Source organism: Tautonia rosea (assembly GCF_012958305.1).
Lineage (GTDB): Bacteria > Planctomycetota > Planctomycetia > Isosphaerales > Isosphaeraceae > Tautonia > Tautonia rosea.
On record NZ_JABBYO010000004.1, the window covers coordinates 103870 to 130707 of the forward strand.

The window sequence follows — 26838 nt, forward strand, 5'->3', positions numbered from 1 at the left end:
CGGATCGCTATGATTAGGGGGAGATGTTCACGATCGGTGCGTTCGAGTTGCTCCTCTCCTTCCCAAATGCACCGCTGATTTCCGACATCGCGGACCCGGTTTCACACGATGCCGATGATGATTCTGCGCTGGGCGCTTCCACTGGTTCTCGTGTCCTTGACGATTCCCTGGTTTCGCGATGCCCGCGCGAATCAAGACGACGACGCCGGCCGATCGGGGGTGATGGCCCTGGTCGGGGGGCGATTGTTGACCCAGACCGAGTCAGGGGCGATCGAGGGCACCATCCTCGTGCGCGATGGACGGATCGAGGCCGTTGGCGAGGGGGTCGAGATTCCCGAGGGGGCCGAGCGGATTGATGTGTCGGGTCTGACCGTCACGCCGGGACTTATCGACGCGCGCAGCGTGCTCTGGTTGCCGTCAAGCACGCAGCGAGACGGGGGAAACGACGGGGCGCTGAACATCCTTGACGGTGTCGACCCGTTTGCCGACGACTGGCTCGACGTGGCCCGATCGGGGGTTACGGCGGTGGCCGTTCAGCCGAGCAACGGGGGACGGCTCGGAGGCCGCGGGGCGGTGCTTCGCGTCGGCCCTGGTGGAACGGTCGAGGAGCTGACGATCAAGGCCGATGCTTATGTGCAGGCGACGCTCGGGGTGAGCAGCGCGTCGGGGAACTCGGTGCTCCGTTATCAGCAATTCGAGCAGCTCAAGCGAACTCTCGACAGTGTGAAGCGTTACAAAGAGGAGTGGGAATCGTACGAGAAGGCCCTTGCCAAGTACAACGAGGCCAAGGAAAAGGCCGCGAAGGCGGAGAACGACCAGGCCAAGAACGACGGCGAGACGAAGGAATCGAAGGGCGACGAGTCGAAGGACGACGATGAGTCCGAGGAGGATGAGTCCGACGACTCGGACGAGGACTCGCGTCCTCGACCCGAAGACGGTGAGGAGGACGAGGACGAAGACGAGGACGAAGGTGAGAAGCCTCCTGCCAAGGAGGAGGGCGAATCAAAGGATGCCGACTCTGAAGCCAAGGACAAAGGCCCCCCCAAGAAGCCAGAACGCGATGAGACGAAGGAATTTCTCGTTGGCCTGCTCACGGGGGGCGTGCCGCTTCGGATCGAGGTTCACCGCGAAGATGATCTGAAAAACGCACTGGCGCTGGCCGAAGCGTTCGGGCTGAAGCTGATCGTTGAGGGCTTGAGCGAGCCGCAATCGACCCGAGACGAGTTGGTCAAGAAGCGTACGCCGATGGTGCTCGGGCCGATCCTCGAATCGGGGAGCCGGCCGACCTATCGCCGAGGCCGAGACCGTTCCTGGCCGGCCGGGGTTCCGGCGGAGGACAGTCGATGGGCGATTGGCACCTACAGTGATCGGCCGAGCGATTCCGCCTTGCTTCGCGCCCATGCCGCTGCGGCCGTTGCCCGAGGGGTGCCGCGCGATCAGGTCTTGCGGGCCTTGACTACCGGAGCGGCCGAGGTGCTCGGCCTGACCGAGGAGTTGGGAACGATCGCCAAGGGGAAACGCGCGGATCTCGTTGCCTTCGCGGGCGATCCAATTGACCCCTCCACCGCCGTCGCCCTCGTCCTTTCCCGGGGTGAGGTGGTGTATCGCAATGATCAGGTGACGCCAAGGGACGATGACCTGGCCACGGTGGTCGATCTCGACCTGCCCGATCGCCTGCCCAGCCGGTTTGTCTTGCAATCACGTCGGCTGCTCGGTGCCGACGGATCGACGAAGCCGGGAGCGTTGCTGGTCGTCGAGGGGCAAATCAAGGCCAGTGGCGAGACGGTCGAGGCCGAGGATGGGGTTCCGGTCTTCGACGTGGGAGACGCTGTTGTTTCTCCCGGCTTGCTGACGGCGCACAGCACGCTCGGCCAGGGGCGCGCGGTTGCTGAGTCGGCCGGGGCCGATGCCGGGTTCCTGAGGGCGATCGATGCGTTCGATCCGACCGGCCGGACCGTTCGGGAGATGGTGCGTGGTGGAGTGTTGCGGGCCGGCTTCGCCCCGGCATCGGCGAATGTGATCGGCGGGGCCGTGGGGGCGGTTCGCCTCGGAGCGGATGAGCCGGTCGTCGAGCCCGTCATCGGGATGAATCTCGTGCTCTCCTCGGCGTCGAGAAACCTCGATCGGTTCCCGGTCAGTTTGCCCGGTCAGCTCGCGCTCATCCGGCAGTTTCTCGGCGTTCGGGAGAAGACCGATCAGGAGGTCCGCCGCTCGCTTGATTATTACCTGACCGAGCCGGCCATCGAGCGCCTTGATGCCGTAAGACGCGCGCAGGCCGCTATGCTTCGAGATGGTCAGTGCGGTGCGTTCATCGAGGTAGACGAGGGGACAGAGGTGGCCTCGGCGCTCGATCTGGCTGAGGAACTGGGACGCTGCGTGGCCCTGGTTGGGCCTGGTGCCCTTGAGGATCAGGCCGATCGGATTGCTCGACTGGCGAGCGAAGGGCCGGGTCTGGTGCTGATCGTGCGGCCGATTCCTCCCGGCCCGGAGCAGTTGCGACGTTGGGCGAGCGTTCGCAAGGCGGTGGAGGCTGGGGCCGGGCTCGCCTTCTCGGCCGAGAGTCCGGAGGAGCTTCGCCTGCTGGCCGCCTCGGCCGTGGCCGCTGGTCTGTCGAGAGACGCTGTGCTTCGTGCCCTCGTGGTTACTGATCCGACGGCGCTCGACCAACCCGGTTCGTGCTGGGACGAGGGCAGTCCGGCCGATTTCGTGATCTGGGATGACTCGCCGGTCGACCTGTCAAGCCGTCCAATGATGGTTGTGGTCGATGGGCGGATCGCTCCATGACACGATGAAGAAAAACCATGTTTGATCGTCTTCAACACATTCGGGCAGGCCAACGCCTGCATCGTCGGACGACAGGCCAGAGCCTGCCCTACCCCGAGTCGAGCCGCACCATGAGCCGATCGCCTCGCAAGAGTATTCTTCGAACACGGGTCGTCACGGTCCTGATGCTGGTACTCGTCCCGGTCCTCTCAACGTCTGCGGATGGTGCGGAGGGAGCCATTCTTATCCGGGCGGGCACGGTGGTGACCGTCGAGGGAGACACCTTCGAGCCCGGCGCGGTGCTCGTCTCGGACGGGGTGATTGCTGCGGTCGGGGCGTCGCTTGAGGCTCCCGAAGGAGCCGAGGTCGTCGATCTGGGAGCTGGCACGACCCTCCTTCCCGGCTTCGTGGATGTGGATTTGCCGGGAGGAGTGACCGGGCCTTCGGTTGAGGTGACTCGGGAGATTACGCCGAGATTCAACCCCCTGCCGGCGATCGACTGGTCGTCGCGATCGTTCGTCGAAGCCCTGGCCGGCGGCACGACCGCGGGGGCCTTGATTCCGTTGAGCGAGAACGTCGTGCCGGGAATGGCTCCGGTGATCAAGACGGCCGGCTCGGCTCGGGTCGTCGAGGCCGAGGCAGGGCTGGTGATGACGGTTGCCTCCGATCCGGCCTCGCGGAACCGATCGCGGACCCGGCCCGACTCGATTTACGTTCGTCAGCCGACGAACCGGATGGGGGTGGTCGCCATGCTTCGCGAAGCCCTGAACCGGGCTTCCCGAGGCGCTGACCCCGACCCGGACACGACGTTGCCGATTGAGGCCGACCCATACGAACCGCTTCGCGAGGTGATCCGCGGTCGGCGACCGGTGCTGGCGATCAGTCGCACAGATTATGACATCTTGACGGCACTTCGCCTGGCTGGTGAGTTTGGTTTCGCACCGACGATTCTCGGCGGGCACGAAGCCTACAAGGTGGCCGAGCCACTGGCGGCGAGTGGTGTGCCGGTGGTGCTCGGCCCGCTGCGGATCAATGGAGCGTATGGCCCCGAGCGGACCGAGCTGGCCTGGAATACGGCCGGAGTCCTGCACGATGCCGGAGTGGCGGTGGCCCTGTCCGGGGGCGATCTGCTGGAGCAGGCCCGGTTCGCCTCGCGGTTCGGCTTGCCGAAGGACGAGGCCCTGAAGGCGATCACGATCGAGCCGGCAAAGGTGCTCGGCGTCGACGATCGCCTCGGGTCGATCGCGGTGGGAAAGGCGGCCGATCTTGTCGCTCTGGAGGGCGACCCTTTGGAATTCACGACCCCCGTGCGCTGGGTGATGGTCGACGGCGTCGTCCACTTCCCTCGCCCCGAGCCCTCGCAGGAGGACTGAGCCGATCATGGTGACGATGCAGCGAATCGAAGTGGTCCGATGTGGTTTGGCGCTGGCTCTGGTGATGGCCTTGCTCCCGGTCATGGGAGCCTCGGCCCAGGAGCAACTGGCGATCAAGGGCGGGCGCATTGTGCCGATTGTCGGCGAGCCGATCGACGACGGCGTGATCCTGATCCGGGACGGCACGATCCAGCAGATCGGCACGGATCTGGATATCCCGATCGAAGCTCGGGTGATCGACGCAACGGGAATGGTGATCTTACCCGGCTTCGTTGAGCCGCATAGCCCCGAACCGCTCGTGCAGCCGAATGAGGTGAACCCGAACGTGCCGTTTGTGACGGTGGTCGACGCGGTCGATCCGAACGCGATCTACTTTGAGGAAGCCCGTCGCAACGGCGTGACCTCTGTCCACGCGATTCCCGGTAACAGCACCATGTTCGGCGGGAAATCGGCCGTGGTGAAGACCTCCGGCACGTTTGCCGAAGACATGGTCTTGAAGCGCGACGCGGGCTTGAAGCTCTCGCTTCGACCCTCGGGCAGCACCAGCCGGATGAGCCACCTGGCCCGGCTTCGCCGCGAGCTGGATGAGACGAAGCGCTACATGGCCTCTCTCGATGAGAAGGCCGGGAAGACCAATGACGAAGTGTCTGATGATGCCAAGGCCGATGAGGAGAAGGACGAACCTCAGGCGGCTCAGGAGGAGGACGAGGAGAAGGCCGATGAGGAGAAGGCCGACGAATCGAGCTCTGACGACACTGCCCCCGACGCCCAGCGCGAGGCGATGGTCCGCCTGCTTAAAGGGGAGTTGCCCGCATTTCTCTACTGTGAGCAGGCAATGGACGTCCCTCACGCCCTGAAGCTCATCGACGACTACGGCTTGAACGCCACCCTCATCCTGGGGCGCGACTGTCACAAGGCCGTCGGCCTGCTTGCCGGACGAGACGATCCGGTGATCCTCGACCCGGAATTGGTCTTCTGGGAAACCGACCCGAGGACCGACGAGGATGAGCAGATCATTTTGCCTCGGCTGTACCGCGAGGTGGGGGTGCCGATCACCTTTCAGACGTCGGGTTCGTCGTTGTCCTCGGCGACGACCCTCGGCCCGAGCCTGCTCTGGTACCAGGCGGCCACGGCGGTCAAGTACGGAATGCCTGTGGAGGAGGCGCTCGAAGCCCTCACCCTGCGGCCGGCCCGACTGATCGGTGTCGATTCGTTCGTCGGTTCCATCGAACCGGGCAAGGATGCCGATCTGGTGATCTTCAGCGGTGAACCCCTGAAGCTGGGCACCTGGGTTGAGACCACGATCATCGACGGCAAGATCGTTTACCGTCGCGAGGATGATTCCCGGATGCGAGCCCTGCTCCAGCCGAACGAGAATTCATCAGAGAAGCCGTAAACGGGTCGAGGGAGCGGTTCAACGCGCACTCTGGCCGGTTGAACCGCGATCAGACGTACGGCCTCTCCTGCCCTTCTCGGTCCCGGACGCGTTTGATCCATTCTGGTTGATGTTCTCGAATCAAAACAAACCATCATCGCTTCCGAGTCAACGCACCATGCGCGCACGTCTTCTGCTTCTGGCCCCGATGCTCCTGCTGTCCGGGCTGCCGGCCACGGCCTCGACCACCGAGGTCGTGGCGTACCGAGCGGCGAGGCTCTGGACCGGAGATGGCCCGCCGATCGTCGACGCGGTGCTCTTGGTTGCCGACGGCCGGATCATTGAGGTTGGGTCTCGCTCCGACGTGGAGGTGCCTGAAACGGCTCGGCGGGTGAATCTCGGTCCGTCGGCGGTCGTGATTCCGGGGCTCGTCGCGGCCGAGTCGGGGCTGGGGGTGGTTTCGGCCGACGACGAACGCGCCCTCACCCCCGGCGTGAGGGCGATTGACGGCTTCGACCCGTTCGCGGACTTCAACGGCCCCCTCTCGGGAGGTGTGACGACCGTTCATCTCAGCCCCGGCCGCAATCGATTGATGCCCGGTCGAGGGGCCGTGGTCAAGCTGGCCGGGATTGACCCCGCGGCACGGACGTTGGAGGCCGAGGGGGATCTTCGGATCGTCCTCGCCCCCGACGCCTTGAATCCGCCTCGGATTTATGAGCCTCCTCCTCGGCTCGTCGCGCGGGACCGGCCAGTTGATCCGACGCAGCCGCAGCTTGCCTCCAGCCTGGCCGGAGCGGTCGCGGGGCTGCGATCGCTGATCGAAGCCGCGCGGGCCGATCGCCCCGAAGCGGGGACCGACCCCCTGCTCGATCCGCTGGCCGAAGCCCTGGCCGACACGGCTCGCGTGCGGGTGACGGCCCCCGGAGCGGCCGAAGTTCGAGCGGCGCTCAGTCTGGCTGGAACGTTTGACCTGAAGCTTGTGCTCGTGGGGCCGACCGATCTGCGCCCCTGGCTCGATCGCCTCGACTCCTGGGGCGAGACCGTGGATGCCGTCGTGCTTGACCCGCGTTCCCGTCCCGGCCGGATTGCCGAGCTTCCCCTGCCCGACCCTGATGCTCCCGCCCCCCGCGACGCCTGGGACGATGCCGCCGCGTTGGTCGACGCCGGGGTTGCGGTCGCCGTTGTGCCATCGACGGATGACGATCTGAACGAACTGCTCTTTCTCGCCTCGCAGTTCGCCGCCGGAGGTTTCAGCGACGAACAGGTCCTACGGATGATTACCGCAGCCCCGGCCGAGTTGCTCGGCGTGGGCGACCGGATCGGGACGCTCGCTTCGGGCAAGGACGCCGATTTCGTGGTCCTGTCGGCCGACCCGTTTGACCTGCATACCCAGGTCCGCGAGGTCTACGTTTCAGGCCGTCGCGCCTGGTCGGTTGATGCTGAGCCGAAAGCGATCGTCATTCGAGCCTCGTCTGTGCAATTAGGCGATGGGTCGGAACTTGCCGACGCCTCGATCGTCGTGCAGGACGGCACGATCCGAGGGGTCGGCCCCGATGTTTCCGCTCCGAGTGATGCCGAGATGATTACCTTTGGCGGCAGTGCCGTGGTGACTCCCGGCCTGATCGACCTGGCGACCGATCTGGGCCTGGGAGGCCCGTTGTCGGAATCGCCTCGGCCGTCGTCGTCGGTCGTCGGAGGCGGTGGAGACGAAGACGACTCCTCCGCCGATCAGGGGGGCGGCCCGTCTCGGACAAGTGTGGGACTGGACACGAAGCTTGGCGATCGCCTTGTCGCGGGTGATCCGGCTGTCGAGGTGGCTCGTCGAGGGGGCATCACCACGGTCCTGACCGGACCCCGAGACCTCTCACCGGCCCCAGTCGTCGCGTTCAAGCTGGGGGATTCCCCCGCCGTGCTTCGAGACCCCGTCGCCCTTCGCTTCCGTCTTTCCGGCAACGCGACGGCCTCTGCATCGAGCCTGCGATCGACCCTTCGACGTGCCAAGGCGTATGCCGATTCCTGGGAGAAATACGCCGCAGACCTTGCCGAATACGAGTCGAAGAAGAAAGACTATGAGGAGGCCAAAGCTCGACTCGACGCCAAGAAACGAGCTGAGGAAGCGCGAAAGAAGGCGGAGGAGGCTCGAACGAAAACGGAGGACGCAAAATCCAAGGATTCTGAGAAATCCGACGACGAATCCAAGGACGAATCGAAAGAGACACCCGACTCAAAAGACGACGCTGAGTCCGAGGACAAGGAGAAGGGCGAATCTCGAGAGAAGTCCGAGTCAACCGACGAACCAGAGTCGAAGGACGAGAAAACCGCCGCCGAAACGGCCGAAGACGAACTGCCCGAGGAACCGAAAGCCCCCAAGAAACCGAACACCGTGGCCTCGCTTGAACCGTATCGTCCGCTGTTTTCCCGATCGATTCCGGCCCTGGTTGAGGTGGGGCCGCTTGACACGATTCGGGAAGCGCTGAAACTCTTTTATGAGGAATTTTCGCTCAAAACCGTCTTGATCGGGGCTGACGATGCCTTCCGCGACCCTGGCGTGCTGGCTGACGCGGAGGTGCCGGCCGTGATTGGTCCGGACCTGATCCGCCGGGTCGATCGCGAGACGGTGAACCTTGCCCAGGTGCTCGCGACACGGGGAGTTCCCTTCGGTTTCCAGTCGCAGGCCGGCAGCGGGTCAGCAACCCTGCCGAGAGCCGTTCGCTACGCGGTTCGGTTGGGCCTGGGTACGGGAGACGCGCTTTCGGGACTGTCCTCGTCGCCAGCGGTGTTCCTGGGCCTGGAGGATCGCATCGGCACGATCGCCCCCGGACGGGATGCTGACCTGGTGGTCTGGAGCGGCCCTCCGTTCTCTCCCGCCAGTCGTGTACTTGCCGTAATGATCGACGGCTCATGGGTATATTTTTCTCGGGAGGACGAACGTTGATGATCCCCTTCGTGCCACTTGCCCCGATCGTCATCGCCCTGCTCGTTGCCGCCAGTCCCATTGCTGCCGAGGAACCCGAAGGGCGCGGCCTGGCGGTGTTTGCCGGAAAGGTCATTACCTGCGCTGGAGATCCGATTGTTGATGGAACCGTTCTGGTCCGCGACGGCAAGATCGAGGCGGTTGGGCCTCGGTCCGAGATTGAGGTGCCCGAGGGCTACGAGGTCATCGACTGCGGCGACAAGTTCGTCATGCCCGGTCTGGTCGAGGTTCACTGCCACATCGGCGGTTCGGGCGACCTGAACGAGATGGTGTATCAGACGAATCCCGACCTCCGCACGCTCGATCAGGTTATTCCCCACAACGAGGCCCTGAAAGTCGGCATTGCGGGGGGCGTGACCACCGTCTGCTACATTCCCGGCAGCGGCACGAACATGGGAGGGTTCGGGGCGATTCTCAAGGCCGGTCCCGGATCGCTTGAAGAGGTGCTCGTGCGATTTCCTGGTGTCTTGAAGATCGCTCAGTGGGGCAATCCCGAACGGCGTGACGGGACCCTCGGCTCCGGTCGGATGGGCATGAACTGGATCATCCGTGACCAACTCGAAGAAGGTCGCCAGTACGTTCAAGCCTGGGACGAATATGACGCCGGCCGGCGCGCGGAACCCCCGGAGATCGACTTGCGGCTCGAAAACTTCAAGCCCCTGTTTCGTCGCGAGATTCCTGTGCTTGTTCATACGCAGGGATATCAAGGAATCCAGGCGACTCTGGAAATGCTGCACGACTCGATGGAGCTGAAGGTCGTGATCGGTCACGGGACGTTTGAGGGGTACTTGATCTCCGAGGAGATCCAGAAGCGGGAGATTCCCGTGATGGCCGGCCCCCGTGGGTTTCGGTTCGATCCCGACGATGGCCAGATTCACGGAATTGTTGCCGAGTACAGCCAACGGGGTATTCGTTTTCTCGGTGTGAACACCGATTCCCCGGTGATTCCCCAGGAAGACCTCGCGTACCAGGCCGCGATGGCCGTTCGCTACGGCTGGAATGAGGAAGACGCCATTCGGGGGATCACCATCGAACCGGCCAAGGCCCTGATGATCGACGATCGTGTCGGCTCGATCGAACCAGGAAAAGATGCCGATCTCGTGATCTGCACCGGCTCAATCCTCGACCCACGCAACTATGTGACCCAGGTGATGATCGAGGGTCGCGTGATCTATGACATCACCAAGGACCGCCGCCGCTATTGATCGCGCTCGACGATTGCGATCTTCCCGATTCACTCGCCTTCGGAGCCCCGAGTCGTGACATCCAACCGCCTTGCCCCGCTCTTTGGGGCGGCTCTTGTGCTGGTCGCTCTTCCCCTGCCAGTCCAGGCCCAGGACCGTCCGCTGGCCCTGAAAGGAGCGACCATTGAGACGGTCGGCGAGGCGGGACGGATCGATTCAGGTGTGATCGTTCTGCGCGACGGGAAAATCGAGGAGGTTGGGCCGCTGGACGAGGTCGACATCCCTGAAGATGCTCAGGTGATTGACGCTTCGGGCCGCACGATCATGCCCGGTATCGTCGAGCCGACCCTCTCGGCGCGAGGGACCCTGAGCGGCGGCTCGGGCACGGTGATCATCGGGAACCAGGTCGTCACCATCGGCCGTTCCAGTTCGAGCCGGACCCCTTCTTTTTCGCGAGCTGCCGACCTCTTCGACCCCTACCGCACGAATTTCGATCCGTTGCTCCGATCGGGCCTGACGTATCTCAACCTGCTTCCGCCCGACTACGGTCAGACGGCCGTGATCCGCATCGTTCCAGACGATCCCGACGCCGCGATCCTAGAGCACGAGGGTCGCCTGATGCTTTCGCTGTCGAACAGTACGCCCACCCTGGAACTGCTTCGCAAGAGCCTTCAGGGAGCCAGCCGATCCGGCTCGTCGGGCCGGGGAAGCTCAGGAAGCGCAGGTTCCGACCAAGGGGCCTCTCGGCCGCAAGGTTCGGGGTCTTCAGGGTCCTCAGACCCATCCCGAGACCTCTGGCGGGCCGTGGTCGAGGGGAAAGCCCCGCTGCTCGTCGATGCGGGCAACGCCGCATCAATTCTTTATCTGCTTGAGGCGACGAAGGAGTATGAAAAGGTCCAGATCGGGTTGATCGCCTCGGGCAGCGATGTGATGCTGACCCTGGATCAACTGGCCGATCATCCTTCGATTACCCTGATTTTGCGTCCGACCGTGGACACGATGCCTCAGAATCGCGATCGGATCAACGTCCCTCGGATCGTTCAGGAACGGGGGATCAACTTCGCCTTCTCGCAAGGCTTCAGCCGGGCCGCACTCCAGTCGGGGCAGGATACGCCGTTGTTCGATGTCGGCTACCTGATTGCCACCGGCTTGCCCCGAGACGAGGCGATGAAGGCACTTACGAGCCGCCCGGCCGACGTGATCGGCATGGGCGACACGCTCGGTCGGATTGAGGCGGGAAAATCGGCCTCGCTCCTGATCTTCGACGGTGATCCATTCGACCCGTACAGCCGCCTCCGCACCGTCATTCTCGAAGGGAAGACCGTCTATGAAACCGATTGAATTGCTTTGCAAGACGGCGCATCTGGTCCTGGTCTTGTGTGTCGCGGGACCTGGATTCGCTCAGTCCGAGTCGGCGACCGAGCCGAATGACGAGGAGAAGGAAGGACCATCCGGACCGGTTCTGGCCATCGTGGGAGGCGACATCGAAACGGTCACGCAGGGAACGATCCGACGGGGGACCATCCTCGTTCAGGATGGGAAAATCCTGGCGGTTGGCCAGAGCGTCGAGGTGCCTGAGGGTGCCGAGGTGATCGACGCGGCCGGCAAGGTCATTACTCCTGGCTTCGTCACGCTGGACATGAGCGGGGTGGGCCTGGGACCGGCGGTTCGGACACGGGCCATCGGCAGCAGCAACACGGTGGCCGACGCACTCGATCCGTTTGATCGAAACATCAAGTTTTGTCTTGGTGCCGGGATCACGACCGGGGCCGTTCAGGTGGGAAGTACCTCAGGATTCCGATTTCGGTTCGAGAGCGGCCCCGGATCCGCCGATCCCGGCCCGATCGAGCTGACCCTCGAAGACCTGATGACGCTGTACCACGAAGGTCAGATCGGACAGGATGTGCTTGATCACCTGATTGGTCATGCTTCTGAACATGATCATGCCGAGGAAGAGGCTCAAGGCGCATCACTCGGCCTGTTTGCGGGAGGTGACGGCCCGGGAATGGTCTCGCCGTTTGATAATCGCTTCTTCAGCGAAATCGATCGATCGGGAGCCTGTGCCCATTGCTCTGCCACGGTCATGGAAACGCTTCCCGAACCGCTTGCCCCTCCGTCGCCGGTTCGTCCGCGTCCGAATAACCACGCGGTGATCAAGCTGACCTACGGTGAGATTTCCGGGATGCTTGTCGCGGAAGATCCCTTCTATAGCCTTCCCCCGTCGTCGCTGGTGGGGCCGTTTAATCTGTATAGCTGGCGAGAAAACATCAAGAAAGCTCGGAATTATCTTGAGGAACTTGCGCAATACGAGGCTGATAAGGAGGCCGGAAAGAAAGGCATCAAGGAGCCTCGCAAACCGGTCGATGACGGCTTGATCCGGCTGGTCAAGAAGGAGATTCCGCTTCGAATTCCCGTCGATTCCGCCGATGGCATTCGGAGTATGGTGGCCCTTGCCCAGGAACTGGATTATCGGCTTGTGATCGACGGCGCTGCCGAGTCGTGGGTGGTGGCCGAGGAGTTGGGCAAGGCCGGGGTGCCGGTCGTCCTTACTCCTCGATCGCGTCGTCGTCCGCAGCCCGGTCGGGACGATTCGACCGGCACGTCCATCGAGACTCCCGGCATTCTCCAGCGAGCTTCGGTGTCGTTTGCGGTCACGGCACTATCGAGCGGGGTGAGCCTCAACGGTCTGGCCGGTCGAGACCTGACGAGTCTGCCGCTGGAAGCGGCTTTTGCCGTCCGGGGGGGGGCTGACGAATCGACCGCGCTGGCTGCCCTGACCATCGTTCCAGCCCGCATCCTTGGGCTTGACGGCCGAATTGGAAGCATCGAGGAAGGCAAGGATGCTGATCTGCTCATTCTCGATGGTGGTCCGCTCGACTACCGCACGTATGTTGAAACCGCCATCGTTGATGGAAGGATTCGCTATCAGCGGGCAGAGGATCGCGTTTACCCGGTCTTCGAGCGGAACGGCCGCTGATTGAGTTGATCGATCAGGGGTTGCAAGGGCCTGTGGCTTGCGACCCCTGTCGAGGATCGATACCCTCGAACTCGAAGCTCTTCCCCACCGAGGTTCGAGGTCTTGCCATGCTGTCCCGGCTGTTCGTTCTTCTTTGTGTCAGTGCGCCCGCGTTGCTGGTTGCTCCGGATGTCGCCCGCGCGAATGACGATCCGAGACGGATTCGCAATGGCTGGACCATCCCCGACGAGGGATACTGCGATCAGCCCTACGTGATCGTCACTGATCAGGGACACTGGCTCTGCACGATGACGACCGGCGAGGGGAAGGAAGGGGCCGTTGGTCAGCACATTGTCGCCACCATCAGTCACGACAAAGGACGGACCTGGTCGGACTTGATCCCGATTGAGCCGAGTGACGGGCCGGAAGCCTCCTGGGTGATGCCCTTGAAGGTTCCCGGCGGACGCATTTATGCATTCTACACGTATAACTCTGAGAATCTCCGAGAGGTTCCCTCGAACAGTCCAAGCGTGGGGCGTCGGGTGGATACCCTGGGGGCCTACGCCTTCAAGTGGAGCGACGACGGTGGCCTGACCTGGTCGGACGATCGCCTGGAAATTCCGATGCGACCGATGCGGATCGACCGCGGGAACACCACCGGCGGCGAGACCCTGTTCTTCTGGGGGGTTGGCAAGCCGATCACGACCAACGACGTTGCCTATTTCGGCTTCGCTAAGGTGGGCAAGTGGGGAGTCCCCGGCGGGATGGTCGAGTCGCAAGGCGTGTTCATGCGAAGCGACAACATCCTGACCGAACCCGACCCGAGCCGCATCCGCTGGGAATTGCTCCCCGAGGATGACGAGGGGCTTCGGGCCCCGAAAGGGCCGGTGTCCGACGAGGCGAATCTGGTTGCGCTGTCCGACGGCTCGCTGTTCGCGACCTATCGCACCATCGACGGCTACCCGTGCCATGCCTATAGCCGCGACGGCGGCCGCACCTGGACCCCCTCGGCGTACATGACCTACGGCCCCGAAGGACGACGGGTGAAGCATCCCCGCGCCGCGAACTTTGTGAAGAAATTCTCAAACGGAAAATATCTCTACTGGTTCCATAATCATGGGGGTGAGCAGATTCATCGGGACGACTGGAACCCTTATCAAGGGCGGAACCCGGCCTGGGTGCTTGGCGGTATCGAGCGCGATGGATTGATTCACTGGTCTGAGCCGGAGATTCTGCTCTACGACGACGATCCGAACGTCCGAATCAGCTATCCGGATTTCATCGAAGATGACGGCGAACTTTATGTGACCGAGACTCAGAAAGAAATCGCCCGCGTCCACCGGGTCGACCCGACCTTGCTTGACGACCTCTGGGGTCAGTTCGATCGCCGCGAGGTCGAGCGTTCCGGCCTGGTCCTCGAACTGGCCGGCGACCCAATCGCGGCCGGCACAGAGGCGGCCATGCCCCCTCTGCCCGACCTCGGCGACCGAGGAGGGTTCTCGATCGGCCTCTGGGTTCGGTTCCGAGAGTTAACCGAGGGGCAGTCGCTCCTCGACTCGCGGGACGAGTCCGGCCGCGGTTTGCACCTGTTCACGACGGGGCGATCGACGCTCGGCGTCACCCTCAGCGACGGCGATCACGAGGCCACCTGGGACAGCGACCCCGGCACCGGCCCCGGCACCCTGAAGGTCGGCGACTTGCAGCACATCGTCGTTACGGTCGATGCCGGACCCCAGATTATCAGTGTGGTTGTTGATGGAATCTTCAACGATGGCGGCGCGATCCGTCAGTACGGCTGGGGACGCTTCCTTCCCGAGCTGGGCGACCTCAACGGTCGAGATCGTGCCATCCTGGCCTCGCGACTCTATGGAGAACTCCGATCGGTTCGGGTCTACGATCGTCCCTTGCGGACCTCCGAGGCCGTCGGGAACTTCCGCGCCGGGGTGCCCCGCCACGAGACTGCCGAGTGAGCAGGGTGCTCAGATCAAGGGTCGCTCCTTTGTCTTGCCGTTTGCAACAGGCGCGGTCTCCGATCCGTATGCGTGCCGGCCTGATGCGATGTCCTGGAAGAGTCGGGCGCAACCCGGTTCCGCCGCCCCCGGCGACCACTGCCGAGCCCGGGCCGATGCGGCTTGACGCCTCAGGAACGCCCCGAGCTTACGCCCGCTCTCCACGTCCCAGACCTGGAGGATGACATCCTCGCCCGGGGGGAAGGCCCTGTCGCCCGCCGACACCACTCTGGCGCCGTCCAGGCTGAACGCCAGCAGGTGAAGGCTGCCGGAGATCACCCCGGCTCGGTCTGGAGTTGCCCGACCACCTCCCCGCGATCGAAGTCCATCACCGTCAGCAGCCGATGATGCTGACGGACGGCCGGGCGGAAGTGAATCGGACGGTTGAGTTTCCCGACGCGCCATTGTCGTACTGCACCGAGAGGGACACCGTGTATTCGCGGGGCATCGGGTCAGCGATGAAGGAATAGACCCAATCGTTGGTCTGGACGTCCATCCCGACGCTCATCGATTGTGGTGCTGCAGACCATGGCCCGCCGGCGAAATCACTGCTGTAGGGTGTCCCCCCGGACCACGAGATACTGGTCGACACGATGTTGTATTCGGGCTCGCGCTCGAAGACGTCGATATAAGTTACGAAGCCAACGGGGATGTCGTCGTCGACGACATACTGGCCGGTCACCTCCTCATGGTAACTCGCGCCGGAGAAGTGGATGCCCGGATGCTGATCCGGATAGCCGCCACCGCCGCCGGAGCCGTCGAAGTAGCCGTGCGCGGCCACCGCCCCTTTGAGGTCACTCGGACTGACCGCCGGATCGGATTGGGTGGCGGTTCCAAGGAACGAAGGGGAGGTCGGAGGGAGCGACATGGGGCGGACGCCGTCCTCGTCGGGCGCCGGCGATTGCGGACCCAGGTGGGCAATCGCCGCCTGGTCGACGGGTCCACTCTTGTGTGACGGCGAGGGCGTGGGGTTCGACGGTGTCCAGCCAGCCGCCTCGACGGGAATCGTCATCTGCCCCCCGTGGAGGACCCCGACGAGCCGCCTGGCCCCCTCTCGGCCCGTCGATTCTTGAGTATCCTGCGCGGTGCGTGGATCGGCGGGGTCAGGGGGACGGACCGGGCCGTGATCGTGCAGGCGTTGGTCGGGGTTCGGAAGGGAGAGGCCCGCCTCGGTCGATGGCCTCGTCGCGGATTCCGCGAACGACTCAACCTCATGGCCGATCGCGAGCAGAGGGGCTTGCGTGGGCGGATGGATCGTCGTGATGATCGGCCTCGCCCACAACGGCAGAGGGACAGGCATCAGGACGGAAGCCGGGGAGCGATCCTCGCACGGATCAACACGAGGGCGGAGATTGGCATGTCGAGAGAGCCGACGCATGACTTCTGCTCGACGATTCGACAGGTGCAAGGTCAATGATTCCTCGGCTGACAACCTCTCTGAAGCAATCACGAATGATCAAAAAAACTGCTCGAAAAAACCGGATCAACCCGCCGCTGAAGTCGACCGCGTGTTTGTCGACCGCGTGCAGGCTTGGTCCCAGAGGAGGGATCCGGGTCGCATTCGTGGACCCGTCCTCGGCCCCGGGGCCGTTGGGGTGATCGTCGGCATCCGTCGATTCCATGGCTCACCCGCCGAGGGACGGGGAGGGAGTGCCGAGAATCTCCCGTTGATCCCGTCGGCCGTCCCCATCGTCCCGGTCGGGAGGACCCGGTGGGATTCCGCCCGAAGTCCGACCGGCATCACGGATGATCGGACGTCTCCCCCAAACAACGAGATGATCGAGGTTCAGGACTTGCGGATCAGTTCCTCGATCTTGGACTTGTACATTGGTTCGCTCATGGTGCTGACCCAGGAGACGGAGGGCTCGTAGCCTCCTTCGGCGTAGGAGCGTTCGAGCGGGATGTACCAGGGGCCGCCGTCGCCGTAGGCGGCCACGGCGAGGGGGACGCCGCCGGCGAGCGATTTGGCGTAGAGCTGGTACTCGACGAACGTCTCGGCCGGCAGGTGCAAGACGCTGTTGGCGTTGGTGTCGAGCCGGCCGAGGAGGATCGGCCGCTTCGTCTCCAGGCGCATCAGCCAGGCGCAGGTCATGGCATTCCGATTGCGGTCGACGGTCGAGGCGTTCGGGTCGGCGACAATGGCCTTCAGGCGGTCGAGGTCGAGATCCTCGCGAGGGTTGAACTCGATGGGCACGGTGGTCCAGGAGAGGTGGTCGAGCGGGTGGTCCTCGGCCGTGGCATCAGCGCTGGCCATCGCCTGATAGATCCGCGACGCAAGAATCGGGCGATTCTCAGGTGAACCGTCGTTGTATTTTCCGGCGGTTACATTGCCGGCCGCGCCGGTGAAGTAGAGGTGAAGCGTCCCCTCCTCGTCGGCCGATCGATTGGCGCGAGCGATTCCGACGAAGTCGGCCGAGACTCGGCCGTCGCCGTAGTAGCTCATAGGGTGAGTCGTGTAGTAATAGAGGCGGGCGACGGGGAATCCCTCGCGGTAAAACGAGAGGGATTGCAGCATGGGGTCAATGGTGCCATCGGGAGCGGCCCGAGCGGCCGGATCGCGGGTGGCACTGGTGCGGGTGTACTGAATTTTGCCATCGGGGCCGATGACCCGGCGGTTGCAGGCGACCTGGGTGACCTCAGCCGCACCCACTCCGAGCCGATCGACCGGCACGGCCGCGCGTACCGCGGCACCGACGGCCTCGGCTGATTGCGCCATCAGATCCGCAACGAACGGTTCATCAAAGAGGAGGCGATCGGCCCCGGCTTCGCGGAGCAAACGGTTTCCTTCATGGTCAATGAACGGGGCGTTATGCTGGTGGACGCAGTGCAAAGCCACCCGGTCGGGGGTGGTGCCGGCCGCCTCGGCCAGTTGCTCGGTCCAGAGACGGTGCGACTCGTTGAGCACTCCGGTCCAGTCAAGCGAGGCGAGGACGATCGGAGCGTCTGCACCCAGGATGACAATCCCCCGAAGGCGAAGCGGATCATCCTGGCCGACCACCGGGGTGATCCATCCTCCACAGAGCGAGTGATTCATCGGAGGAGAGGCGTCGAGGTCGAAGGTGCCGAGGCGAATGTCGGTTTGCACGGGGGGGCTCCCGGGGCTGAGGCTGTTATCAGAATGTGGCAATCGTCGGAGTCGCGATCACCGGAAGTCCTTGCGGTCCTGACCTTCGCCAGTGCCGATGCTCCACGGTCCGGCAGGAGACCGCGATCCCAGCGGCGAATCATTAGCGCAGAATCATCATCATGCGAGGGGTCCGCCACTCCATGAGGGTTTGTTCGTCGATCAAGGCGTTCGACCGGGCTGCGGCCGAAAGACCGAAAAGGCTTCCCAGGCTCAGCGGCCTGCTGTAGCGAACGACCCGAGGGGAGTCGAGCTTGGCTCGGGTAGCGGCCTCGGCGATGGCATCTTCCTGGTAGCCGAGGCGGTCGATCAGGCCGATGGCCAGTGCCTCATCGGCCGAGTAGATCTTGCCGTCGGCCACCGCTCGGGCCTCGTCCATCGAGAGGTTGCGTCCCTGGGCGACGATCCGGAGGAAGCGGGAGTAGGTGTCGTCCACCAGTTCTTGGAAGCGGGCGAGGTCGCGTTCTTCGAGCGGTTGATAGGGTGAACCCATGTTTTTCCATTCGCCGGCGGTGATCGACTGGAACTGCAATCCCACCTTGTCGAGCAGGTCGGAGGCGTTTGGCAGCTCGATCACCACGCCGATCGAGCCGGTGGTGGTGGTCGGTTCGGCGATGATCTCATCGGCAGCAGCCGAAACGTAATAGCCACCCGAGGCCGCCAGCCCTCCCATCGACACGATCACCGGCTTGCCCGTTTGTTTGAGCAAGGCCACTTCGCGCCAGATCTGATCGGAGCCGGTCACGGTCCCACCGGGGGTATCGACGCGCAAGACGACAGCCTTCACACGCTTGTCGTTGCGGGCCTGGCGAATCTGCTCGACTGCGAAATCAACGCTGCTCAGCGCGATCGGCCCTTCCACGCGCACGATGGCGATCTTGTCGGCCGTCGGGTTCAGCGAGCCGACGACGTACTGTTCCTCCAGCGGATCGGGCCGTAGCCCAGCCGTGCGTTGCGAGAGGAGCGTGAAGTTGATCAGAACCGAGAGAATCAAGACGGGCCAGAAGAGGCGACGGAACCAACCGTTGCGCTCGCGACGCTCCAGGACGATCGTTTGGCCGGGAGGCGGAGGAGGAGGAGCATTGGAGGAATGATAGCTCATCTCGTGGTTCTCGGATCTCATAGAATGGGGCGTCTTGAACAAGGTCTGCCAGAGGAAATCCAGTGTACCCCGATCGCCGGGCGCGTCGAAAGGGATCGTGGCGTGGAGGTCGCTTGAGCAGCTCAGGCCGAACCGGTGCTGAAGTCGAGTCGAGGGGTCTCGTGAACCTCAACTGGCGCTTGGAAGTATGACGCCTCCGTGAACCGGAAGATCACGGCCAGCAGGACCTCCGGAACGTGGGCGATCCGCGTGTTGTAGCGTTCCACGGCGTCGTTGTAGCCCTGTCGCATCAAGGCGATCTCGTTTTCAAGCAAGGTCAATCGACGCATCAGATCGCCGGTCAACTGATCTGCCTTGAGGTCTGGCGCAGCTTCCCGGAGACCGATGATGCGGTCGAGTAGCGATCGCTCGGCCGTGAGCATCTCGGTCGCGTGTGTCAGGTCAAGCATGGCACCGCCGCCGTAGGCCTGGCGCATCAGGGCGAGCTCTTCCTGCGCCCCGCGTTCGTGAGCCAGGTAGGACTGAACAACCTGCTGAAGATTCGGCACCAGGTCGGCCCGCTTCTTGAGCGACACCTCGATGTTGTGCCAGGCGCGCTGGACCCGATTCCGAAGAAACACCAGGTCGTTGAACAGGAGAATCGTCACCGCCAGCACGAAGTAGCCGATCGCCACCAGCGTGGCCGCGAGGAAGTCGGTCGCCTGAAACGAGCCGTACAGGCCGAAAATCAGGAGCGTCGGCAAGATCAAGGCATCCACGGCCGTCGTGATCCAGAACTGCCCGACCCGCGCCTTACGATGCATCAAGGTCGACTCGGAATAGTTGCTCAGCACGTAAGGAAGCGATCGCTCGTCACCCCGTTCCAGCCGCAACGATGCCATTTCCACGGGCTCGATCGTCGCCGTCCCCAGCGCGTAAAGGGGGTCGCCGATTTCCAGGCGTGTCTCGCTGTAGCGAAGCTTGCCCGATCGACTGGAATCCTGGTGCCGGGTCAGAATCTCAGCCCCTTCCGGCAAAACGAGTAAATGGCCGTGGTCATCCTGGCAAAGGAAGGGAATCCGTTCCTTGCGATCCTCGATTGTGACCCATTTGGCGTTCTTGCCGCTGCCTCGACGCTCCTGAACCGTGTAATGGAACTGGGCACACGGCCGGTTCGAGAGTGGACCCGAGAGGGTTGTGCCCGTTTCCGTCGGTACGATCGTGCCCATGATCTCGGTGAATCCCACCGCCACGCCGGTCGTCGGGCTGGTCGGCACGTTTTCGATGTATCGCTTTTCCTTGATTTTTTTCAGGCCAAACCACGAGCCGACGATCGCGATCACCAGGGCCACCGGGCTGGCGATCCCGGTCAGGCCGGGACTCAAGCGAGCGACCTCGAATTCGCCATCAAGTTGCGCGAGGGTCGCCTGGTCGGCTTCCGGCAGGCCGATCGTCGGCTCGCGATGAATTCCCCAGAAAGGGGCGAGCATCCGTTCCGGAAACCGGTCGCGGATGGAATTGGTTCGCAAGACGGCGCGGGCCAGATCGATCCGAATTCGGGTCAGGCGCCGCCTCTCGCGATCGTCGAGCGAGGCGAAGACGGACGAATCATCGAATCGGCCGAGGTTCGACCAGTCTCCATCCCAGCGAATCCTGCGGTGATTGAGCAGATCGGTCACCGCCTCGCGAGCCGAGGAGCGTACCCGATGCAGCCGGTCCCGCGCTCCGGTCAGGTCGGCGTGCATCATCCGAAGGCCGCAGTAGGTTAAGCCGCCGATCATGAGCGTTGCGATCAAAGCCAGGTAAAACGGAGTCTGGTGCAGCCGGGCCATCCAGCACCCGAAGAAAACGGCGAAGGAGAGCGACGCGAGCGCCGCCCAGCAAAGAAAGACCGCACCCACGGCCATCGATCGGCGTTCGGCCAGTTCGTTGCCTTCCGAGATCATCGGGGTGTAGCGTCCTGGCTCGCTGAACCCAACTGATCCCTGCCCTTCGGCATCGACCTGTGCAAATCCGAACAAAAACACACGCTGGCCGGGATCGATCCGCCATTCTCGGTAGCGCAGGTCGCCGACGGTCTCCAAATGGTCGCGATTCGTGGTGTGGAAGTGGTCCGCATCGGACGGTCGGATGGTGATGGACCCCGAATCGTCGACCAGTTGAAAGGTGGGGGCCCACTGCTCCTGTCGTTCGATGGTGCTCCACTTGGTTTTGCCTTCGGAATCCTTGGTTTTTTTCTCGACGGTGTAGTGAAAATAGAGGCAAGGTGTGCCGGTTCGAGGGGCGATGACGACCCCGGTGGCCGGGTCTTCGACCGCCGAGCCGACCAGGTTGATCTCGCCGGTCAGAGCCGCCACGACCTCGGTCCGAGGGACGCGTTCCAGATCACGTTGCCGGCGGATTTGGTCGATGCCGAATGAGCTGAACACCGCGGCGCCGATCGTCAGCCCGATCACCGCGGCTCCCAGCGCCAGACGGCTCATCCACCCCATCTCCGGATCACCCCCTGGCTGAGTGGCGTCATTCGAGCCGAGCATGTGTTTGCCAAGGCGCCAGAGCACGACCACAACGAGAATGCCCACCACAACGGTCGGTAGAAGCGTTTCGAGCATCGTATCCATGATTGATTCCGGCTCCGAGGCAGTTCCGCTTGAGCGAGCGAGGACGATTGGTGGCCTGGCGCGGCATCGCGGCTCAAGCCCTCGTTCCTAGGGCATTCGATCCGAAGAATCAAACATTGATCCGTTCGTGTCTCCTTTGGGTCGTCGGGGCGAGCACCCAGGGATGCGGCGATCGCTGCAAGGCCTTGACGTTTGCGATCCGTTGACGATCCTCGGCCGTCGATCCCAAGATAAAGGCCCTGGCCGTCGTACTGTCTCGAACCCCGAAGGAGGGCCGCTCATGGGCCCGTTTGCCGTCATCCTTCCGGCCGCCGGACAGTCCCGGCGGTTCGGAGATGCGACCCGGAAAAAAGTGGACCATGAGATCGACGGCCGAGCCGTCTGGCGCTGGGCGGTCGAGCCGTTCGCCGAGCGAAACGACGTGGCGCAGCTCCTTCTGGCCGTCGCTCCCGAAGACCGCAAGCAGTTCGAGGATCGCTATCAGGCCGAGCTGGCGGAACTGAGGATTACCCTGGTTGAGGGTGGAGCCGAACGTTTTGACACGGTGGCGGCCTGTCTCGATCGGATCGATCCGCGTTGCGAGTTCGTCGCCGTCCATGACGCAGCCCGACCGTTCCCCACCCGAGCCGTGATCGACCGCGTCTTCGAGGCCGCCCGAGCATTCGGCGCGGCCTTGCCCGGTTTGCCGGTCTCCGACACCTTGAAACGGGCCGGAGACGACGGCGTGATCACGGAAACCGTCTCCCGAGCCGGCCTCTTTGCCGTGCAAACGCCGCAGGCATTTCGGCTCGACCTGCTTCGCCAGGCCCATGCAAACCGGATCAATCTCTCGGTGCCCGTGACCGACGATGCCCAGCTTGTCGAGGCCATCGGCCATCCGTGCCGGATCGTCCTCGGATCGCCTCTGAATCTCAAGATCACCCGGCGCGAGGATCTTCCCCTGGCCGAGGCGATCTTCCGGGGCCTGCTCCGAGATCGAGAGCGCTGAGTCGTCCGTGTCGGGAACCGCGCCGAGCACGATCTGAAGGATCGACTCGATCGCCTCGGCCCAGACTTGATACGCCGATCGGCTCAGGTGCAGGTAATCCGGAAACTGGGCGCGGGGAACCAGACCGTCGGCGTCGAGCAGGGACGATCCGAAGTCGATGAACCCGACGCGGGGCAAGCGAGCAAGAGGCGCGATCAGGCGGTTGACCTCAGCCACGTCCGGATGGGCCTGGTCGTGGGTCGGGGGCGAGGAGAGCGTGGGCGAGACCCCTCGGGGCGTCAATGCCATCAGCACGATCACTGATCGAGGCAATCGGCGGCGGATCTCATCGACCACCGTGGCGATTCCGTCGGCGATCACCTCCGGAGGGTCGAGGCCGATGTTGTTCGTGCCGATCATCAGGACGACGACCCTCGGATCGATCCTCCCCGATAGCTCGCCGTGTCGAATCCGCCAGAGTAGGTGCTCGATCCGGTCGCTGCCGATGCCGAAGTTGGCCGCGCGGCGGGGGGCAAATCGTTCGTGCCACAGGTCGAGGCCGTCCCCTTCGAACGGATTGCGGCCCTGGCCGAGCCACCCCCGAGTAATCGAGTCTCCCAGAAAAAGCAGGTCAATCTGTCCGATCATCGCCTGCTCGACCATCAGAGTGTGCTGTTCGAGCCAGCCTGGCAGGTCGGGCCGGGGAATCGGTCGCGTTGGCGATCGCCGATCCGGCTCCCGACCAGCCAGGGCGGCGAAGTGGGAGACGGTCATCCCGGCGATCAGGCTCGGGACGGCAAGCAGAATCAAGACACGTCGGATCGCTCGAAAACGGGTCATCGCGTGATCGTAGAACGAGATCGGAAATGCGTCAATCACACGAGACCCGCGCACCTCATCACGCCCGATCGTCCCCTTCACCCAGCGTCCAGGGCTGGCCAAAGTGTTCCAGAAAGCAAAGCTCGGCAAGTGGAAGGCACGGGACGGTGGAAGGCTCGCCCACAGCATAGCCGATCGCCATCACGGCGCAGAGCGAGTGATCGAGTGGAATGCTGAAGATGTCCCGGATCAACGATCCATTGAAGCGGTCGATTTGTGCCGAAGCGAGGCCAAGATCCGTAGCGGCGATCATCAGGGTGGTCGCGGCGGCATTGGCGTGTCGGCAGGCCCAGATGCCGCGATCCGTCTCGGCAGCCAGGTCGCGGCGGACCTCCGCGTTGATCCGGCCGAGATCTTCGGCGGAGAGCGGCACGGCCGATGACAACTGATCCCGGATCACCTGCCAGTGGCTCCGATCGGGATGATGGTAGCCCAGCACGAGAATCGCCACCGGCGCTTCACCCAGTCGAGGGTGATGAAACGCCGCGCGACGGAGCCGATCACGGTTCCCTTGATCCCGGATCACCAGGAACCGCCAGGGCTGGAGATGGTGCGGCGAGTGTGCCCGGCCCGCCAGGCGGAGCATTCGCACCAGGATCGCATCGGACACGGGCCGATCAGGATCGAACCGGACGACCGATTGGCGGCAGAGGATGGCCTCGGCAGCGGTCATGAGCGATGGTCCTCAACAGCGAGGCAGGCGCGGCGATCGCCGGGCGCGCAGTGCTGGCATTGGGCCTTCGGGTGACGTAAGATCCGGCATTCTGTCCGGAATGGTCCTCGATCGGACCAGGCCGGCCAAGCCCACTTGGTTCTTCTCTCCTCTTCGTTTGCTGACCACTGAGGTACGATGACCATGCTCCGCACCTGCTGCGCGGCGGCGACGCTCGCCCTGCTTGTTCCTTTGGCGGCCTGCGCGGCCGAGCCGAAGGCCGAGGAATGGACCTCTCTGTTCGATGGCGAAACCCTCAGCGGCTGGGAGATGATCAAGCTCCGGCCCGACGGCGACTGCAGCTGGACGGTCGAAGATGGCGTGATCGTCGGCCGGGGCGATCCTTCGATGCTTTTTAGCCCCAAGGGGGATTACACCAACTTCCGCTTCCGCGCCGAGATCATGATCAACGACGGCGGCAACTCGGGCATGTACTTCCGATCGGAAAAAGGCCCGACCTTCTCCGGCGGCTACGAGGCCCAGATTAACAGCACCCACCGCGACCCGATCAAGACCGGATCGATCTACACCCGCGTCCACGTCTATGAGGAACTCGTCCCGCCCGGCACCTGGTTCACCCAGGAAGTCGAGGTGGTCGACAAGGACTACCGCGGCCAGGTCGTCACGTCGATCACCGTGAAGGTTAACGACAAGGTCCTGTACGAGCTGCTCGACTACGACCGACAGTACAAGCAGGGGCACTTCGCCTTCCAGGGGCACGACCCGGGCAGCGTCGTCTCCCTGCGCAAGATCGAGGTCATGGAACTGCCCTGATCGCGGTCGCCGAGGATCGCAACAAACGACCCCAGCCGGTGCCCCGGACGAGGGATTCCGGGGCATCGCGTTAGGGTTATCCCACCAGAAGACGCTGCCCCTCTCCCGGCTTATCCATTCCCTTCCTTTCCCTGGGCCGGACCGCGCCGGTCTGACCACTCGCACGTCGAACGCCCGACCCTTCGACCGGGCCACTCCGAGAGGTGGAACTCACGATGGAACCCTTGCTGGACACGCTGAACGCGCTCAATGATGTCATTTGGCATGAATATGTCTTGTTCTTCTTGCTTGCGGTCGGTCTTCTGTTCACGATCTGGAGCGGGGTGTCTCAGTTCCATGCCCTGACGCACGGCACGCCGGTCATTCTTGGGAAGTACGACGACAAGGGCGACCCCGGCGCGATCAATCACTTCCAGGCCCTTTCGGCCGCACTTTCGGCCACGGTGGGTCTGGGGAACATTGCCGGGGTGGCGTTGGCCATCGCGCTCGGGGGGCCGGGGGCGGTCTTCTGGATGTGGATGGTCGGGCTGGTCGGCATGGCCCTGAAGACGACCGAAGTCACCCTGTCGATGCTCTACCGCAACACGGACGACCCCGAGAATCCCCACGGCGGGCCGATGTGGGTGGTCAAGCAGGGGTTCTCGGCGATGGGGCCGAAGCTGGCCCCGGTCGGATCGTTCATCGGCGGGATTTTCTGCATCACCCTGCTTATCTCGACCGTCACCGGCGGCAACATGTTCCAGGCCTGGAACGTCGGTATTGTGACCGAGAAGGATTTCGGCGTCCCGCAGATCCTCAGCGGGATCGTGATGGCCCTGATCGTCGGCGTGGTGATCATCGGCGGCATCAAGCGGATCGGGGCCGTCGCCGGTCGCCTCGTCCCCTTCATGTGCGGCATCTACCTGCTCGCGGCTCTGTATGTGATCGCGGTGAACATCACCGAAGTTCCCGCAATGCTCGCCCTGATCGTCCGCACGGCCTTCAGCCCCCTGGAGGCTCAGGGGGCGTTCGTCGGCGGGACCTTCGGCTATGCTCTGGTCTGGGGGATGAAGCGGGCCTTGTTTTCCAGCGAGGCCGGCCAGGGGTCCTCTCCCATCGCCCACTCGGCCGCCAAGACCGATGAGCCGGTCCGCGAAGGCGTCGTGGCGGGCCTCGAACCGTTCATCGACACGATCGTCGTCTGCACTCTGACCGCCCTGGTCCTTTTGCTCACCGGCGCCTGGAATCGCGAGCCGAACGCTGTGTTCGACGAGGCCCCCCGCATCGTCCAGGGCGACCAGCTTGACCACTGGCGTGTCGAGACCGGACCGCTGCCCGAGTCGAGCCGAGACGGCTGGCAGAACGGCACCGACATGGTCTTCCTCGTCGTCCAGGCCGACGAGAACCGCCTGACCGGCGGCACCTCGCGCCGGGTCATGGGCAACGTCACGTTCGACCCCGATCAGAACCGCTACCTTGTCTCCTGGTCCGACATCGTCAGCCTGGCCGAGCCCCGCATCGAGCCGCTTCCTGAAGGGGGCTTTGGCGTCTTCCGCGATTACCCCGGCGCGGCCCTGACGAGCCACGCCTTCAACCGGGTCCAACCCGGCCTGGGCAAGTGGCTGGTGACGATCGCCTCGTGGCTCTTTGCCATCTCGACGATGATCTCGTGGAGCTACTACGGCGAGCAGGGAATGATCTACCTGCTTGGCTCCCGCAGCGTCCTGCCCTACAAGCTTGTCTACTGCCTCTTGATCGTCGCCGCCTGCGTCCCCGGCTTCATCACGACCGACGTCGCCCTCGACACCATTTCCAGCTTCGGCACCGGCGTGATGCTCTGGGCGAACATCCCGATCATGCTCATCTTCGGCCGACAGGCCATGAACGCCTACCACGACTACTTTCGCCGCCTGAAGGCCGGCGAAATGGACCCTCCCCACGCTGCCCCGTCGATCACCGACGTGGTTGAAGGCCGAGACGTTGAGTAAGGTCAATGTGCTCCCAACGACATCGTCCCGATCACTGATTGTCGGTGATCGGGACGGTTCCATCCCTTACGATCTGATC

At 63.7% G+C, this 26838-nt stretch carries 16 protein-coding genes and 1 pseudogene; 11 read left to right on the forward strand and 6 right to left on the reverse strand.

Annotated features, from left to right (window positions below):
• The first annotated feature begins 108 nt into the window (after positions 1–108).
• The 8 genes from HG800_RS08070 (at position 109) to HG800_RS08105 (ending at position 14595) form a co-directional block, all read left to right on the forward strand.
• Positions 109–2784, forward strand: coding sequence for an amidohydrolase family protein (locus HG800_RS08070; RefSeq protein ID WP_169975627.1), 2676 nt, complete (start codon positions 109–111; stop codon positions 2782–2784).
• A gap of 110 nt (positions 2785–2894) precedes the next feature.
• Complete coding sequence (locus tag HG800_RS08075; protein ID WP_169975629.1) at positions 2895–4136, forward strand: amidohydrolase family protein; 1242 nt, start codon at positions 2895–2897, stop codon at positions 4134–4136.
• A gap of 7 nt (positions 4137–4143) precedes the next feature.
• The gene (locus HG800_RS08080) at positions 4144–5532 is read left to right on the forward strand and encodes an amidohydrolase family protein (protein WP_169975631.1); all 1389 of its coding nucleotides are present in this window, start codon (positions 4144–4146) and stop codon (positions 5530–5532) included.
• A gap of 157 nt (positions 5533–5689) precedes the next feature.
• Complete coding sequence (locus HG800_RS08085) at positions 5690–8446, forward strand: amidohydrolase family protein (RefSeq protein ID WP_169975633.1); 2757 nt, start codon at positions 5690–5692, stop codon at positions 8444–8446.
• A complete protein-coding gene (locus tag HG800_RS08090; protein ID WP_169975635.1) occupies positions 8446–9690 on the forward strand; it encodes an amidohydrolase family protein in 1245 nt (414 codons plus the stop codon). The genes HG800_RS08085 and HG800_RS08090 overlap by 1 nt, the downstream gene beginning before the upstream one ends.
• A gap of 54 nt (positions 9691–9744) precedes the next feature.
• On the forward strand, positions 9745–11010 hold the full coding sequence (locus tag HG800_RS28180) for an amidohydrolase family protein (protein ID WP_169975637.1): 1266 nt from the start codon (positions 9745–9747) through the stop codon (positions 11008–11010).
• Positions 10997–12646, forward strand: coding sequence for an amidohydrolase family protein (locus HG800_RS08100; protein ID WP_169975639.1), 1650 nt, complete (start codon positions 10997–10999; stop codon positions 12644–12646). Before HG800_RS28180 ends, HG800_RS08100 begins: the two co-directional genes overlap by 14 nt.
• Positions 12647–12753: 107 nt before the next feature.
• Positions 12754–14595 carry an exo-alpha-sialidase gene (locus HG800_RS08105; RefSeq protein ID WP_169975642.1) on the forward strand — a complete coding sequence of 614 codons (1842 nt, stop codon included), beginning with the start codon at positions 12754–12756 and terminating at the stop codon, positions 14593–14595.
• A 373-nt stretch (positions 14596–14968) separates the two neighbouring features.
• Here the strand turns inward: HG800_RS08105 and HG800_RS08110 are convergent, their stop codons facing one another.
• The 4 genes from HG800_RS08110 to HG800_RS08125 form a co-directional block, all read right to left on the reverse strand.
• Positions 14969–16012: a hypothetical protein gene (locus HG800_RS08110; protein ID WP_169975645.1), complete on the reverse strand. Its 1044-nt coding sequence runs from the start codon at positions 16010–16012 to the stop codon at positions 14969–14971.
• A 408-nt stretch (positions 16013–16420) separates the two neighbouring features.
• Positions 16421–17719 (reverse strand): hypothetical protein, encoded by a 1299-nt coding sequence (locus HG800_RS08115; RefSeq protein WP_315851995.1) that lies wholly within the window; start codon positions 17717–17719, stop codon positions 16421–16423.
• Between the two features lie 142 nt (positions 17720–17861).
• Positions 17862–18860 carry a signal peptide peptidase SppA gene (gene sppA / locus HG800_RS08120; protein WP_169975648.1) on the reverse strand — a complete coding sequence of 333 codons (999 nt, stop codon included), beginning with the start codon at positions 18858–18860 and terminating at the stop codon, positions 17862–17864.
• Positions 18861–18982: 122 nt separating this feature from the next.
• Positions 18983–21460 (reverse strand): LemA family protein, encoded by a 2478-nt coding sequence (locus tag HG800_RS08125; protein ID WP_169975650.1) that lies wholly within the window; start codon positions 21458–21460, stop codon positions 18983–18985.
• 280 nt (positions 21461–21740) lie between these two features.
• On the opposite strand from HG800_RS08125, the gene ispD reads away from it, so the two are divergent.
• A complete protein-coding gene (ispD, locus tag HG800_RS08130; protein ID WP_169976310.1) occupies positions 21741–22448 on the forward strand; it encodes a 2-C-methyl-D-erythritol 4-phosphate cytidylyltransferase in 708 nt (235 codons plus the stop codon).
• 60 nt (positions 22449–22508) lie between these two features.
• Here the strand turns inward: ispD and HG800_RS28185 are convergent.
• Both HG800_RS28185 and HG800_RS08135 read right to left on the reverse strand, forming a co-directional pair.
• A pseudogene (locus HG800_RS28185) lies at positions 22509–23435 on the reverse strand (GDSL-type esterase/lipase family protein); the annotation flags it as partial.
• Complete coding sequence (locus HG800_RS08135) at positions 23326–23979, reverse strand: nitroreductase family protein (RefSeq protein ID WP_169975652.1); 654 nt, start codon at positions 23977–23979, stop codon at positions 23326–23328. The gene HG800_RS08135 and the pseudogene HG800_RS28185, both read right to left, overlap by 110 nt.
• Positions 23980–24156: 177 nt before the next feature.
• On the opposite strand from HG800_RS08135, the gene HG800_RS08140 reads away from it, so the two are divergent.
• Entirely contained in the window at positions 24157–24792 is a 636-nt protein-coding gene (locus tag HG800_RS08140) for a 3-keto-disaccharide hydrolase (RefSeq protein ID WP_169975654.1), read from the forward strand.
• Positions 24793–25007: 215 nt separating this feature from the next.
• Complete coding sequence (locus HG800_RS08145; RefSeq protein WP_169975656.1) at positions 25008–26759, forward strand: alanine/glycine:cation symporter family protein; 1752 nt, start codon at positions 25008–25010, stop codon at positions 26757–26759.
• Positions 26760–26838 lie beyond the last annotated feature (79 nt).

Excerpts from the sequence above, each read along its gene's own strand:
- HG800_RS08070 (WP_169975627.1), top strand. The coding sequence starts at position 109 with ATGCCGATGATGATTCTGCGCTGGGCGCTTCCACTGGTTCTCGTGTCC.
- HG800_RS08075 (WP_169975629.1), top strand. The coding sequence starts at position 2,895 with ATGAGCCGATCGCCTCGCAAGAGTATTCTTCGAACACGGGTCGTCACG.
- HG800_RS08080 (WP_169975631.1), top strand. The coding sequence starts at position 4,144 with ATGGTGACGATGCAGCGAATCGAAGTGGTCCGATGTGGTTTGGCGCTG.
- HG800_RS08085 (WP_169975633.1), top strand. The coding sequence starts at position 5,690 with ATGCGCGCACGTCTTCTGCTTCTGGCCCCGATGCTCCTGCTGTCCGGG.
- HG800_RS08090 (WP_169975635.1), top strand. The coding sequence starts at position 8,446 with ATGATCCCCTTCGTGCCACTTGCCCCGATCGTCATCGCCCTGCTCGTT.
- HG800_RS08100 (WP_169975639.1), top strand. The coding sequence starts at position 10,997 with ATGAAACCGATTGAATTGCTTTGCAAGACGGCGCATCTGGTCCTGGTC.
- HG800_RS08105 (WP_169975642.1), top strand. The coding sequence starts at position 12,754 with ATGCTGTCCCGGCTGTTCGTTCTTCTTTGTGTCAGTGCGCCCGCGTTG.
- HG800_RS08110 (WP_169975645.1), bottom strand. The coding sequence starts at position 16,012 with ATGCGTCGGCTCTCTCGACATGCCAATCTCCGCCCTCGTGTTGATCCG.
- sppA (WP_169975648.1), bottom strand. The coding sequence starts at position 18,860 with ATGAGCTATCATTCCTCCAATGCTCCTCCTCCTCCGCCTCCCGGCCAA.
- HG800_RS08125 (WP_169975650.1), bottom strand. The coding sequence starts at position 21,460 with ATGGATACGATGCTCGAAACGCTTCTACCGACCGTTGTGGTGGGCATT.
- ispD (WP_169976310.1), top strand. The coding sequence starts at position 21,741 with ATGGGCCCGTTTGCCGTCATCCTTCCGGCCGCCGGACAGTCCCGGCGG.
- HG800_RS08135 (WP_169975652.1), bottom strand. The coding sequence starts at position 23,979 with ATGACCGCTGCCGAGGCCATCCTCTGCCGCCAATCGGTCGTCCGGTTC.
- HG800_RS08140 (WP_169975654.1), top strand. The coding sequence starts at position 24,157 with ATGACCATGCTCCGCACCTGCTGCGCGGCGGCGACGCTCGCCCTGCTT.
- HG800_RS08145 (WP_169975656.1), top strand. The coding sequence starts at position 25,008 with ATGGAACCCTTGCTGGACACGCTGAACGCGCTCAATGATGTCATTTGG.